Source organism: Polaromonas sp. Polasp52 (assembly GCF_059491565.1).
Genome location: NZ_CP168513.1, coordinates 1,506,588 through 1,520,555 on the forward strand (window position 1 = coordinate 1,506,588; position 13,968 = coordinate 1,520,555).

At 60.7% G+C, this 13,968-nt stretch carries 11 protein-coding genes; 3 read left to right on the forward strand and 8 right to left on the reverse strand.

Annotated features, from left to right (window positions below; genetic code table 11):
* Nucleotides 1–53: 53 nt before the first annotated feature.
* From ACEN9P_RS07040 to ACEN9P_RS07060, 5 genes are all read right to left on the reverse strand, one after another.
* The gene (locus ACEN9P_RS07040; protein WP_495621500.1) at nucleotides 54–1,148 is read right to left on the reverse strand and encodes a protein-glutamate methylesterase/protein-glutamine glutaminase; all 1,095 of its coding nucleotides are present in this window, start codon (nucleotides 1,146–1,148) and stop codon (nucleotides 54–56) included.
* Nucleotides 1,145–1,804, reverse strand: a complete 660-nt coding sequence (cheD, locus tag ACEN9P_RS07045; RefSeq protein ID WP_495621501.1) for a chemoreceptor glutamine deamidase CheD — start codon at nucleotides 1,802–1,804, stop codon at nucleotides 1,145–1,147. Before cheD ends, ACEN9P_RS07040 begins: the two co-directional genes overlap by 4 nt.
* Nucleotides 1,801–2,658 (reverse strand): CheR family methyltransferase, encoded by an 858-nt coding sequence (locus ACEN9P_RS07050; protein ID WP_495621502.1) that lies wholly within the window; start codon nucleotides 2,656–2,658, stop codon nucleotides 1,801–1,803. The genes cheD and ACEN9P_RS07050 overlap by 4 nt, the downstream gene beginning before the upstream one ends.
* 302 nt (nucleotides 2,659–2,960) lie before the next feature.
* The gene (locus ACEN9P_RS07055) at nucleotides 2,961–4,151 is read right to left on the reverse strand and encodes an EAL and HDOD domain-containing protein (protein ID WP_495621503.1); all 1,191 of its coding nucleotides are present in this window, start codon (nucleotides 4,149–4,151) and stop codon (nucleotides 2,961–2,963) included.
* A 762-nt stretch (nucleotides 4,152–4,913) separates the two neighbouring features.
* Complete coding sequence (locus tag ACEN9P_RS07060) at nucleotides 4,914–5,717, reverse strand: IclR family transcriptional regulator (RefSeq protein WP_495621504.1); 804 nt, start codon at nucleotides 5,715–5,717, stop codon at nucleotides 4,914–4,916.
* Nucleotides 5,718–5,867: 150 nt separating this feature from the next.
* Between ACEN9P_RS07060 and ACEN9P_RS07065 the strand changes: the two genes are divergently transcribed.
* From ACEN9P_RS07065 to ACEN9P_RS07075, 3 genes are read left to right on the forward strand one after another with little or no spacing between them, the layout of a single operon-like run.
* A complete protein-coding gene (locus tag ACEN9P_RS07065; protein ID WP_495621505.1) occupies nucleotides 5,868–6,863 on the forward strand; it encodes a Bug family tripartite tricarboxylate transporter substrate binding protein in 996 nt (331 codons plus the stop codon).
* 27 nt (nucleotides 6,864–6,890) lie between these two features.
* Nucleotides 6,891–8,417, forward strand: coding sequence for a class I adenylate-forming enzyme family protein (locus ACEN9P_RS07070; RefSeq protein ID WP_495621506.1), 1,527 nt, complete (start codon nucleotides 6,891–6,893; stop codon nucleotides 8,415–8,417).
* Between the two features lie 19 nt (nucleotides 8,418–8,436).
* Nucleotides 8,437–9,219, forward strand: coding sequence for a citryl-CoA lyase (locus ACEN9P_RS07075; protein WP_495621507.1), 783 nt, complete (start codon nucleotides 8,437–8,439; stop codon nucleotides 9,217–9,219).
* Here ACEN9P_RS07075 and ACEN9P_RS07080 read toward each other — a convergent pair.
* The 3 genes from ACEN9P_RS07080 to ACEN9P_RS07090 form a co-directional block, all read right to left on the reverse strand.
* A complete protein-coding gene (locus tag ACEN9P_RS07080; protein WP_495621508.1) occupies nucleotides 9,216–11,465 on the reverse strand; it encodes a hypothetical protein in 2,250 nt (749 codons plus the stop codon). The two genes, ACEN9P_RS07075 and ACEN9P_RS07080, sit on opposite strands and share 4 nt — an antisense overlap.
* The gene (locus ACEN9P_RS07085; protein ID WP_495621509.1) at nucleotides 11,462–12,979 is read right to left on the reverse strand and encodes an SIR2 family protein; all 1,518 of its coding nucleotides are present in this window, start codon (nucleotides 12,977–12,979) and stop codon (nucleotides 11,462–11,464) included. The genes ACEN9P_RS07080 and ACEN9P_RS07085 overlap by 4 nt, the downstream gene beginning before the upstream one ends.
* Nucleotides 12,980–13,117: 138 nt before the next feature.
* Complete coding sequence (locus ACEN9P_RS07090) at nucleotides 13,118–13,897, reverse strand: IclR family transcriptional regulator (RefSeq protein WP_074580329.1); 780 nt, start codon at nucleotides 13,895–13,897, stop codon at nucleotides 13,118–13,120.
* Nucleotides 13,898–13,968 lie beyond the last annotated feature (71 nt).

Sequence of the window (13,968 nt, forward strand, 5' to 3'; positions counted from 1 at the left end):
TTCATTCAGTTTGATGATTGGTTTACGGCCGGTGTGGCCTTCAGCTTGAGCTCCTACACCCGGTTGGCGCGCTCCCCGAAAGAGCGCAGGTGCGCCAGCACGCGCTGGCTGATCTCGCGCAGCGGCGCCACCTCGGTGACCGCACCCAATGCCACGGCCTCGCGCGGCATGCCGTAGACCACGCAGCTGGCCTCGTCCTGCGCGATGGTGTGGGCGCCGGCCTGGCGCATGCGCTGCAGGCCTTCGGCGCCGTCGCGCCCCATGCCGGTCAGGATCACGCCGATGGCGTTCTTGCCCGCATGGCGCGCGGCCGAGTCGAACAGCACGTCCACCGAGGGCCGATGCCGGTTCACGGGCGGCGCCTGGTCGACCTGGGCCACATAGTTGGCGCCGCTGCGCGTGAGCGACAGATGAAAACCGCCCGGCGCGATATAGGCATGGCCGGGCAGCACACGCTCGCCGTGCACCGCCTCCGAGACCGCGATGCGGCACAGGCCGTTGAGGCGCTGCGCGAAGGAATTGGTAAAACCCGCCGGCATGTGCTGGGCGACCAGGATGGCCGGGCTGTCGGGCGGCAGCGGCTGCAGCACCTCGCGTATGGCCTCGGTGCCGCCCGTGGAGGCGCCGATGATGATGAGTTTTTCGGTGCTCAGCAGCGGGCTGTGCAGCAGGGGCACTTCAGCGCCAGCCGCGCCGCCCGCCGGCGCCACGCGCCGCACCGGCAGCAGCCTGGCGCTGGCCGCGATGCGTATCTTGCCGGCGATCAAATCGGTGTACGACAGCAGGCCGTCGCGTATGCCCAGGCGCGGCTTGGTCACAAAGTCAATCGCGCCCAGTTCGAGTGCACGCAGCGCGGCCTCGGAGCCGCGCTCGGTCAGCGAGGACACCATGAGCACCGGCATGGGCCGCAGGCGCATGAGTTTTTCCAGGAACTCCAGGCCGTCCATGCGCGGCATTTCCACGTCCAGCGTCATCACGTCGGGGTTGTGCTGCTTGACCAGGTCGCGCGCCACCAGCGGGTCCGAAGCCGTGGCCACCACCACCATGTCGGGCTGGCTGTTGATGATCTCGGTCATCAGGCTGCGTATCAGCGCCGAGTCGTCGACGCACAGCACCTTGATCTTGTTCACGCTCACGTTACCGTTCATAGGGCCCACGCATTCCTGGCGGCCGCGCCCGCGGCCTGGCTGTTGCTGAAGATCTCGACAGGGGCTGGCCGCGCCGGCCTGCGCAAGGTGGCGGCCAGCGCCTGCTCCTCGTCGCGCACCAGCGCCACGTCGGCCTGCTGGCGCAGCTTGCGCATGGTGACCCGGCCCGTCACCGGGAAGTAGTTGATGCGCCGCGGGTAGTTGCCGCGCAAATCCTGGGCGGCCACCCGCACCTGCTCCATCTGCAAATAACGCAGCACAAAGTCGGCATTGCGCTCGCCGATGTTGAGCAAGGTCATATTGGCCAGCACCGCGCCGCCGCCAAAGACCTTGGCCTCAAGCCGCTCGCGCCGCGCGCCGGCCTTGAGCAGCTCGTTGAGCAGCATCTCCATCGCATAGGCGCCGTAGCGCATGGAGGCCGCCGCACCGCGCGTGCCCGGCTCGGCGTCCTCGGGCAGCATGAAATGGTTCATGCCGCCTATGCCGGCCACGGTGTCGCGCACACAGGCCGAGACGCAGGAGCCCAGCACCGTGGTGAGCACCATGTCGCTGGAGGTCACAAAATATTCCCCGGGCAGCAGCTTGACCGCCGCGATGCCGAACTCGCGGTCGAAATAATGGTGGGTGGCCAGGGTCTCCCGGTGCGCCGTGGTCATGGGCCGGCCACGAGTTCATACACCGTCTGGCCCTTGAGCCGGAAGGTGTCGCTGGCAAAGGAGAAGTTTTCCGAATGCCCGGCAAACAGCAGGCCGTGCGGCTTCATCAGCGGCGCGAAACGATGCAGGATGCGGCCCTGCGTGGGCTTGTCGAAATAAATCATCACATTGCGGCAGAAGATCGCGTCAAAGGGCTCGCGCAACGCCCATTTCGCGTCCAGCAGGTTGAGCTGCTCGAACTTCACCATGGCCGCGACCTCGGGCCGTATGCGCACCTTGCCGGCCTGCGCGCCCGCGCCCTTGAGGAAAAATCGCTTGAGCCGCGCCGGCGAGAGCTTGCTGACCTGCTCCATCGTGAAGATGCCGGCCTGGGCCTTGGCCAGCACCTGGGTGTCTATGTCGGTGGCCATCACGCTGGCCGCCGCGCCCGCGCGCTCGCCCAGTGCCTCGATCAAGGTCATGGCGATGGAATAGGGCTCCTCGCCCGTGGAGGCGGCCGAGCACCAGACACTCATGGGCTGGGCGCATTTTTTGGCATGCTCGGCCAGCAGCGGGAAATGGTGGGCCTCACGGAAGAAGGCCGTGAGGTTGGTGGTCAGCGCATTGGTGAACTGCTGCCACTCGTCGCCATGCGGGTCGGCTTCGAGGAAGCGCAGATAGCTCGCGAACTCGGTCAGGCGCAGCTCGCGCAGGCGCCGCGCCAGCCGGCTGTAGACCATCTGCCGTTTCTGCGTGCTCAGGGCAATGCCCGCCCGCTGGTGGATCAGCGTGCGTATTTTTGAAAAATCATGGTCCGTCAGGAGGAAATCCGGACCGGCCGACGAGGCCGTGGCGCCATGCAGGGGTGTGTTCATAGGTTTTTTGGCCATCGCGCGCGGGGCACGCGCCTTGTGCACAGTGCAAACGGCGATGCTTCAATGTACAAAGCCTGCGCCGCCCGCCATGGCCTGAAAAGCGCGCGAAAAGCCCCGCTTCTTTGGCGATCGATTCGGGCAAGAGTTCTTGCCCCCTCCCCCGCTGGGGGAGGGAGGGGTGGGGGCCAGCGGCCTTTAAAACACCTCCAGCGACATATCCAACGCCGCGAGCCCCCATCCCAGCCTTCCCCCAGCGGGGGAAGGAGCAAATCCACCAGCGCCATTGCAAGGCGCAAGGAAACCTAAATCGTGACCGTATGCGCCCAGGCCAGCGCCGCCAGGTGCGCCTGGTTGACGCGCGTGGAGGTCACAAACAGCGCGTCGGCCAGCGCCGGCACGCGGCCGTCTCTTTGTTCACAGGCCTCGACCAGCGACAGAAAGGGGCCGTACACGCCCTCGCGGCCCAGCAAGGCCTGCACCACGGGCTCGGGCAGCAGGATCTGGCTCACCACCTTCTCAAGCGGGATGCCCAGCAGCTGGTCCAGCAGCGAGAACATGCCGACAAAAAACAGGTGCTCGGCCTCGCCGCGCGGCAGCAAGTCCTTGCCCAGCAGCTCGGCAAAACGCCCGCGCACAATCGCCGCCTGCAGCAGCGCGTGTGAATACCCGGCCGTGTTGGTGGTGGCCAGCAGCACCGACAGCCAGCGGAACAGCGGGGTGTAACCCAGCATGGTCACCGCATGGCGCAGCGATTCGATCTCGACCTCGATGCCGAAGCCCGGCGAGTTGATATAGCGAAACAGCTTGTACGACAGCGCCGCGTCGCGCTTGAGCACACCCTCGATGTGCCGCACATCGGCGTTTTCCTGCACCATCTGCATCAGCTGCAGGATAAAGATGGCCTGCGGGCTCAGCGCGCCGGCATTGTTGAGCGGGCGCGGCGTGGTGCACAGCTGCCCAAAAAAACCGCCCACGCCATGCGCGGCCGACTTGTCAAACTCCGCCCAGCCCGGGAAATCCTGCACCACCACGGCCAGCGGCGGCTCGGCCTGTTTCGCCAGGTTGCTGAGCGCCGCAAAATCCGGATGGCCCCAAGACAGCTCGATATGCGTGGCCAGCGGCAGCAGGGTCTCGGCATGCGCTTCCATAAACGCGAGGCTGGCACCGCGCAGCGCCAGCTGCAAACCTTGTTCACGCATGGAAGCCATGCCCGCCACACAATCCTCGGCCAGGTCGCCGCAGTCCAGCATCAGCACCGTGTTTTTGGGAACCTCCGCAGCCAGGATGCCGCCAGGCGGCACGCCGCGCTCGGCATCGAGGAACAGCAAACCCAGCTCGGCATCGTGGGCCCGCTCACCCACAAAGTCCAGCAACTGCCGCACATCTTCCCGCGCATCCGTAGGCACCGGACTCTGCCAGGCCAGCCTGTAGCCGACCACCTGTTGTTTGGGGTCCAGCAGAGGGGCTCGTACAAGGAATTTGTTGTCTGGCATGGGATTGATTTAGTTTTTTGGCCTGGCGGCCGGCCGGCGGAGATGGGCTTTTAGCGGACTGTAAGGAAAAAGCTCGCAATTGATTGCAGTGAATAAGAAGGGGTTTATGAGTCTGTTTTCGGATTTGAGTTTTTGAGCAGGTCTTGTCCTGACGGGTGCTCCCTCTGCTGAGGGTGGCTGGCCGGGGTTGCCCGGCGGCAACTCACTTTTCTTTGCTTCGCCAAAGAAAAGTAAGCAAAAGAAAGGCGACCCTGGTGTCTGCGTCCCTCCGCTTCGCTACGGGCAACCTGCGGTGCTCGGTTCAGGCGGGGTCTCGCTAAACTCGCTCCGTTTCACTCCGCTCAAACAACGCGATCCCTTATCCGCCTGAACCTCCGCTCCTCGGCGCATACACAAGGGGGTGGGGAAAAAATACCAATACAGAAAACCACAAGGACACGCCATGGCGTGTCCTTGTTTGCATTTGGGGTTCGGTATTTGGTATTTCGGACTTCCCCGTCCTGGCTGGGCCGAGCAGCGCAGACGGAGGAGGGATAAGGGCTGGCGTTGTTTGAGCGAAGCGCAGCGTAGCGAGTTTAGCCAGACCCCCTCCGTAGTCGAGCAGCGCAGGTTGCCCGTAGCGCAGCGGAGGGACCCAGACTGCGGGTCGCCTTTTCTTTGCTTACGTTCTTTTGGCGAAGCAAAAGAAAGTAAGTCGCCCGCCGGGGCGAGACCCGGCCAGCAGGAGTCAGAGGGAAGCGCCCCGCCGGAGCAAGACCCGGCTTATAAGCCCTCGGGTAGCAAACCCGATAAAGCCTCCCTCATCCATCGAACAATCAACTGCTGCCGAGCGCGAGGCATCCGCTCCATAGTCGACGCCACACTGATGGCCGCAGCAGGCGAGCCATCACGCCCCGCCACGGCCATGCCAACGGCCAGAACGCCTTCAGTCGCGTGGTTGCCAATCACAGCCCACCCCCTCTCGCGCGTGGCCCGCACCAGAATCTCCATCCGCTCCGGCGTCATGCCGCCATACCGCGCCAGGCTGGGTGCGTTGGCGGCAATCACGGCAGCCGCATCTTCCTCGGGCAGCGCGGCCAGCAAAGCCAGGCCGGCTGCCCCCACGCCCAGGGGCTGGCGCGTCCCGACCTGGATCACCAGCATCTGCACCGGGTGCGTCCCCACCTGGCGTGCGATGCAGTGTGAGGCGGCGCCTTCGCGCACGATGGCAAAGGCTGCGTCGCCGCAGGCCTTGCTCACGCGGGCCAGCACCGGTTGCAAACGGGCGGCGAAGTCAGAGGGCGATGGCGCTGGCGTTTGCAGCTGGACCAGGCGCGGCCCGGCCACATACCTGAAGCGGCCGCGCGGCGCGACGTAACCGGACTCCAGCAGCGTGGCCAGCAGGCGATACACCGTGGCGCGTTCCAGGCCGGCTGTGCGGCACAGGTCGACCACGCGCAAACCTTCGCGGCCGCTTTGCAGCACGGCGTCCAGCAGCTGCAGGCCGCGCCTCAGGGTGCGGCTGCCGCCCTCATCCGATTCGATCAGGGGTGCCGGGGGTTTGGAAGCGGAAGAACGCGGGGCCATGGCACTGGACTATAAAACGTCCGCTGGCCGGACGTTTGAATTTGTTGCCCTGCCGGCCCTGGTCAAGAATTTCCCCCTGCCGCCGCTACCGCCACCGGGCCGGCACATGCACCGCATACCGACAACAGAGACAACAGGAGACACTGCTTTATGAGTTTGTTCAAGACCCCATCGCGCCGGGCGGCCCTGGCCACGCTGTTCACCGCCTTCGCCGCTACCACCCTGCCCGCCCAGGCCCAGCCTGCCACCACCTGGCCGACCAAGCCCATCAAGCTGGTGGTCGGTTATGCGGCCGGCGGCGCGACCGATGTGATTGCGCGCATTGTCGCGGTCGAGCTTGGCAAGCAGCTGGGCCAGCCGGTGCTGGTGGACAACCGCGCGGGCGCCAACAGCAATGTGGGCGCCGAGATCGTCGCGCGTGCGCCGGCCGACGGCTACACGCTGTATGTCTACACCATCGCCAACACCATCAATGCCTCGCTCTACGACAAGCTGGGCTACGACCCGCTCAAGGACTTCGAGCCCATGGGCCTGATTGCCAAGGTGCCCAACATCCTGGTGGTGAACCCGCAGCTGCCCGTCAAGACCCTGGCCGACTATGTGGCCTTCGCCAAAACTTCGCCCAACGGCATCACCTTTGCCTCGTCGGGCAGCGGCTCGTCGATTCACCTCTCGGGCGAGATCTTCAAGATCGCGGCCAAGGCGCCCATGTTGCATGTGCCCTACCGCGGCAGCGCGCCGGCCGTGACCGACCTGCTGGGCGGCCAGGTGCAGTCCATGTTTGACAACGCGCCCTCGGTGCTGCCGCATGTGCGCGGCGGCAAGCTGCATGCGGTCGCCATCACCAGTGCCCAGCGCTCGCCGCTGCTGCCCGATGTGCCCACGGTGGCCGAGTCGGGCTTTCCGGGCTTTGACGTGCAGTCCTGGTTCGGCATCGCCGGGCCGGCCGGCACGCCGCAGGCCGTGGTGCAGCGCGTGAACAGCGAGCTCGTCAAGCTGCTGGCCCTGCCCGAGGTGCGCCAGCGCCTGCTCAACCTCGCGGCCACGCCCGAGCCCGGCACGCCCGCGCAGATGCGCAGCTGGACGCTGTCTGAAGCCAAACGCTGGCGCGAGGTGGTGAAACAGTCCGGCGCGCGCGCTGAATAAAAACCGAGAAAAAGAGAGAACCGCCACATGAACCCGATTGATTTTTTCTGGCGCGCCGCCCAGCGCTGGCCCGAGCGCACCGCGATCGACGCGCCCGAAGGCACGCTGCGCTACGACGCGCTGGCCGCATGGGTATCCGCCTTTGCCGCCGCGCTGATGGAGATAGACCCTGAACCGCAAAGCCGCGTCGCGATCTGCGCCGGCAACAGCAGCGAACACATTGCCGCGCTGCTGGCCGTGCTGGCCTGCGGCAAGACCTGGGTGCCGCTCAATCCCAAAAGCACAGCCCCAGAAATCCGCCGCATCATTGACGCGACCGAGCCCAGCATCCTGATCCTGGACGCCGACTGCGCGCCCCTGCTGGCAGGCGCGCCGGGCCGACGTATTTACTGCGGCGTGGCCGGCAATGACGGCGCGCCCAGCATGGCGGCCCTGAGCGCGCGGCACGCGGGCGCGGCACGCCCCAGCTTCACGCTGTCGCCCGAGGCGACGCAGGCCATCAAGTTCACGGGCGGCACCACGGGCCTGCCCAAGGGCGTGATGCAAACCTACCGCGCCTGGATGGCCACCATCAGCAACCAGGTCCAGGCCTGGGGCTTTGACGAGAACGAACGTTATGTGGTGGCCGCGCCCATCACCCACGGCACCTCGACTTACTTGCTGCCCATACTGGCCCAGGGCGGCTGCCATGTGCTGCTGGCCGGCGCGGGCGCCGAGGCCGTGCGCGCGGCCTTCCAGCACAAGGGCGGCACCGTGAGTTTTATGCCGCCCACCCTGGTGTACATGCTGATGGCCTTGCCCGGCGCATCGCGCGCCGACTTCCCCAACTTGCGCCGCCTGATCTACGGCGGCGCCCCCATGCCGCCCGAAAAAATCCGCGAAGTGCGCAGCTTCTTCGGCCCGGTGCTGGGCACCACCTACGGCCAGACCGAAGCGCCGCAAATTTTGACGGTGATGCGGCCCGAAGATTTTGAGGACGAACGCAACTGGGCCTCCGTGGGCCGCACCGCCTGGTTTAGCGACGTGGCCATCATGGCGCCCGGCGGCCAGCTGCTGCCCTCGGGTGAGGTCGGCGAGGTCGTGGCGCGCGGCGATCTGCTGATGTCGGGCTACTGGCGCCTGCCCGGCCTGACGGCTGAAACCATTGTGGACGGCTGGCTGCACACCGGCGACCGCGGCCTCATCGATGAGCGCGGCTACCTCTACCTCAAGGACAGGCTCAAGGACCTGGTCATCACCGGCGGCTTTAACGTCTACCCCGTCGATGTCGAGAACGCCTTGGGCCAGCACCCGGCCGTGCATGAATGCGCGGTCTTCGGCCTGCCCGACGACAAATGGGGCGAAGCCGTGCAGGCGGCCGTGCAGCTGCGCCCCGGCTGGCAGGCCACCCAGGCCGAGCTGATTGCCTTTGTGCGCGAACGCCTGGGCCCGGTGCAAACACCCAAGCTGATCCACTTCCACGACAGCCTGCCGCGCTCACCAGTCGGCAAGGTGTTGAAAAGCGCCGTGCGTGCCCAGGCCCTTGCCGCTGCCGATGCCGCCACAACTTCATGATGATGAAAGACCCCTTCCCATGAGCAGCACCAAACCCCAGGCCAAGCCCGCCACCAGCCTGTGCACCCACACCCTCACCAGCCTGCACTACCGCAATGCCGACCTGGTGCAAGACCTGATGGGTAAAAAGACCTTTACCGAAGTCATGCTCATGCAGATCCTGAACCGCACACCCCGCGGCGTGGACCTGCGCATCACCGACGCGGTACTCATTGTGTTGATGGAACACGGCCTCACGCCCAGCGCCATCTCCACCCGCCTGGTCTATATGAGCGCCCCCGAAAACCTGCAAGGCGCAGTCGCCGCCGGCCTGCTGGCCGTGGGTAGCTCTTTTGTAGGCACCATGGAAAACTGCTCAGGCCTGCTGGACCGCATTGCATCAGCAGCCGACCCCGAAGCCGAAGCCATGGCCATTGCCCAGCATTACAAAACCCTCAAAAGCCCTATCCCCGGCTTCGGCCACCATTTGCACAAGCCAGTAGACCCCCGCGCCTACAAGCTGTTGGACCTGGCCCGCGCCGAACCCGAACTGGCTGGGGACAAGATACGTGCGCTGGAGAAACTCTCAGCGGCCGTCGATGAAGTCGCGGGCCGACCCATCACCATCAACGCCACCGGCGCCGTCGCGGCGCTGCTCGGGGAAATCGGCGTGCCCACCGCCGTGATGCGCGGCTTTGCCGTCATTTCACGCGCGGCCGGGCTGGTGGCACACATTGTCGAAGAGCAGAACAGCCCCTCGGGGCGGTTTATTTGGGAGACTGTGGAGGGGGCTGTGCCGTTTGTGGGGGCAGCCTCAACTTAGGGATCAGGATCGCCTAGTTCTCTCTTCAAAAGATCTTGATACGTTTCACTTAGAAGAGTAGAGCCACGCTCAGCGTAGGCATTGCATATATATTGGGCATCTTCATTGTGTCCTGCGTCTGCAATACTCAGAACACAACGAATAACATCTTCGGCTCGATAGTCTGGCAAAAAACCCGTAAGAGCAGACTTGAAGATTCTTGTTACTTGATCAGGATAGCTCGAAGCCAGTCTGGCAAGGTGCTCCATGAGTATGTAACCGTGATGCCCAACCTGGGCGTATGGCGCAGCCTCAGTCCAAATTTCTTCAATATCCGCTGGCAATCCGTCAATGTATGCTGCTAAGGGATTGAGCGCAGATTGGATTGCTTCATGTTCTCCACCTGACGCTCTAATCGAGAAGGAAATCTTCTTCCAAAAATCGAGTATTCGGAGCACATATTTTGGACTTTTTTTCTGCGTACCGCGCATAGTCCAGAAGAACCAACACAACTGCGAAAGTTCCTTTTCCCTAAACTCTGATACGAGTTCGTGAAGTAGGCCACCTGGTAGCAAGTCTTCCTGTTCCTCGAGATAAGCCAAGCCCAAAAACTGCAACGCCTTTCGCGCAACAGCATCGGGCAATTCGGAGTCGAAGATCATTCGGCGAATATGCCCGCCGGTACTTAAGCGCTCATACAACCACTTGTAATGATGATTGACGTACGCGAATCCTTGAGCAGCACTACGCCATGAAGTCGTATTCTCAATTGTGAATATGCGATTGAAATTTTCCTCTACCCACTTCGAGTTTAAGTAGTGCAGATTCACGCAGTAAATTACTGCGAGTGCAGAGAATTCGACGTTCTCCCCGATCTCTGCCGATAGCAATTCATTGTTCAGGACGGGTTCCAATTTCCTCCAAACACTCCTCGCATTTGAAGTTCTACCATTCTCAATTTTCCGGATTGCTAGAGATACATGGATCAATGCTTCGATAACTCTCCCCTTGTGAGAGTTAATTGCATGGGACACAGCATCGTTTTGAGGATGAAAACTGCGTCCCGGCACTAGAGCAACAATTTTCACAAGCAATTCAAAACTGCCTCGAAGTATCGCGGGGCCTATCGGGAGGGAGTCTCCTGCCGCCGTGACCTTAAGAAGATCAGCTATATCGGTAACCACCCAGAAAATTGTTGGCTCCCAATTCTCTTCATGAGACGCAAGCAAATCTAATTGAAATGACTTAGTACTCACAATTTTTTTGATGAGCGCTAAAACCGCGATCCAGTCGACAGAGTTCTTGTCTATGGCCCAGCGGTCTTTCAATCCACTTAATAGTCCATGCTGGTATGGTCTCTTAGCATCAAGAAATAGCGAAATTCGACTCGAAAACCCATCATCGCTTGAACGAACAGCAGCAGCGATAGTTTCAGCGAAGCCTCGATACGTTGTGCCATTCCATGCATTGCTTTCTGGAACAAAGTCGCGCATGCACACTTCAAACTCCGTATCTGACATGGCAACCACTTGATCGACGGTCACATGGCTTTTCTCACCGATCGATTCAGCACCGCTTGAGTAAGAGTGAAAGTCCGGATATTCACGAACGGCTCCATGCCGCGCGACTAGTTCACTGTAAAGACGATCAACTTCAGCATCCCCTAAACCAACAGCGGGATGCAACACGTCGCGACGCTGCTTTTCATCCCATTCGTCTTTTTTCTTATCGCCCTGCCAGTCGCCTTTGAGTTCGACAACGCTCGCGATAAATTTCCGACGCTCTTCGGGGTTAAAGCGAGCGAAATTCTTCTTCACCAGCCAGAAAAATTCATGCCAATAAGACAACTCATACAACCATCGCCGATTGAAGCACTTCCAAAACGTGTCCCCCAGGATCCCATAATGTTCGGCACATAAAAAGAGCCCCACCCTTACGAGCATGGGATATTGAGATTTCAAGAGGTAACTGGCGGTAGCAGCACCGTCCTCAGTTGTATTTTTGGTGACGGCTAGCGAAGCATCTCGAATGGTTGTTACAAGAACTGACCGAAAATCATCGTGGTGCTCGTCCTGATCATGTTCTTCGACTGCTGACCTCCAGATATAGCAATAGCGATCCTCCTCTGGCGATCCAATGGTCTCTTCATAACGACGGGCGAGTAGCTGGACGGCGGGCAATCCACCTCTCTCACCAAGCCGTCTCGCGGACTTTTTGAATGCTTGTTTCAGCTCATAAGTTCCCAGAATTCCTTCGCGCCCAGTCATTGCGAGGCCTCCTTAGGCTTAAGAGTGAACAAAATGTCCACTAGCTCGAGAGCTTTCCCCCAGTCGACCTGCAATTCACTGTCAAGTAGTCGAGGAAGAAGCTTTGAGCCGAGGTCTGCACCCACTAACCTAGCATCGAAATTGGTTTTTAGCCATGTTCGCGCCAGAGCGATGTCGCTCACATCAATAGCATCTAAAGGCAGTTGAGAAAATATGGTTGATAACGACCACCATGTGCGAAAGTTGTCGATACCTTTTTCCTCAGCGTCCTTAGTGATCTCTCGAATGATTTCGACGATACGCCGTGCGTCATCACCAATAACGTCACTAGAAATAGACTCCAGGAAGCGTAGCGCAGGCCATCCCTCCGCTTGATATAACGTCCGCCCCTGTTCTTCTGCTAGGGTCACCGGGGGATTAAATTTGGAATCAAAAAATCCGGCCTTATCAACATCCGAGAACCAAATCGGATGCTTTATTGAGTTTAGAAAATAGGCCGTTAACTCCGGATGCTGTTGAACCATACGTATAGCCGACTCCCTCTGGGTCGATATATATTCATCTTTGATATAAGCGTCTAGATGCGCATGCAGATCCAGCAAGGTCGGGTCACGTACATCTAATTCTGGTCCCCACGCCTTAAATACCTCAACCAGCTCGGCATATCCATTTTTGTCAATGCAGTATGGAATTAGTTGAACGCCACATTGCTCCTCGAAGAAACGTGACAAGAAAGCGGTCTGAGTTACCTCGCTTGATCTATGCCCATAAAGCAAAAAATGGCTGGGCTTTGATTTACCAGGCGATGTGATTTTTTCGTTCGAACGGATAATGTGATCAAGAACTTCAAGCTCAGCGAGTCCATAGCCTACAAACAGAACGGTATGACTACGAAACATTTCCTTTAAGAAGTTTCGCACTCGATCATCTGCGTAATGGGTTATGTAGTCTTTCAGAGAGACAACCATGGACTTCGCATCCGCATAAGACCCATGAAGATGGATCACAGCACCTCTCTCCACGAATAGGTCTGTTGTTAGATGCTCAGGCAGGTAGTAAGAAGTTCTTTTATCAGGTCTCTTGGCGGGAATCGAATCGTCGGGTGCTTCAGTGTCGACGGGAGAATCCGGCACGTCAGCGTCAAGCCATTTGTCATAGTTGGTTGTTACAAAAACCGGGCGCAGATCTGCCAATAATTTGTACAGCTCAATTCCGATAGCCTTGGATTGTGGGTGCAGGATTTTTTCAAAGTCGATCTGCATTTCCTTTTCTCTAGCCAATGCCATAGCTATTGATAGAGTTCGTCGCGGATCTCCGATTCCTTTGAGCTGCTCGGCCTCAAGGAAATTTAAATGTTTCCCGTCCTCCAATGCAGCGACAACCTGACTCGCGAACCCCTTCCAATCAGGGCTACCGCATAGCATCGATGCACCTGCACCAAGAAATACAACCAACTGACCATGCTTTGCAGCACGTTTGATTGCCTGAGGGAGCTGGTATGTGGGATCGCTCATCTTTTAGTTAAATTGATTCGCCTCTAGCTCCCATCACCAAATCTGGTTTGGGCACCCCTTCACCGAAGTCACGCTAGCCTACTACACGTCAGATTCGCTGGGAACCACGAAGAGGCCGCTGCGTCAACCGCCACACCCCTACGCCCTCTTCTTAAACATCCCAGAAGCCCCACTAGCCGCCCGAATCTCATCAGCCGTCGCCTTCAAGGCTTCAGCCAATTCCTCCATACGCGCCTCCGTCAACCGCACCAGCGGCCCCGCGATCGTGACCACGCCTATCGCGCCCGTGGGTGACAACACAGGCGCGGCCATGGCCGTCATGGAGGGGGCGAACACCTCGTTGATCATGCTGAAGCCGCGTTTGCGTGCGGTCTGGATATACGTGAGCAGCGCCTTCACGGTGGTGGGGGCCTTGGGGCCGTAGTCTTTGGGTTGGCCGAAGCCTTGTTTGGCGACCAGGCTTAAGGCTTCTTCATCGCTCATGGTGGAGAGCCAGGCGTGGCCGGCTGCGCTGCACGACAAACGCACCGACAGGCCCATGTCGGGGTCGTAGCGCAGGCCGCGGCGGGCGCCTTGGGCTTTGGCGACGAAGGTGAGCTCGTCGCCGTCGACGACGGCCAGGCGCACCAGTTCGCCGGATTCTTCGGCCAGGTGGTCCAGCAGCGGTTGCGCGACGTCGACGACGCCTGAGGCGCTCAAGAAACCCAGGCCGAGTGAGACCAGCTTCATGGTGAGCACGTACTCACCCTGCTCGCGCACCTGGCGCGCATAACCGCAGCGGCACAGCTCGGCCAGCAGGCGGTGCGTGGCGCTCAGGGGCATGTTCAAGGTAGCCGCGATGGTGGAGACGGTCATGCCCTCGGGGTGGGCGGCGAGTTGCTCCAGGGTGTTAAAGCTTCTTTCCAGCAGGTTGCTCATGGTGTGGGACTCTTTGGCTTGACGGTGTCAGGGCTCTGCGATGCGCCGGGCCGGCCGCTTCCTGGGGGATC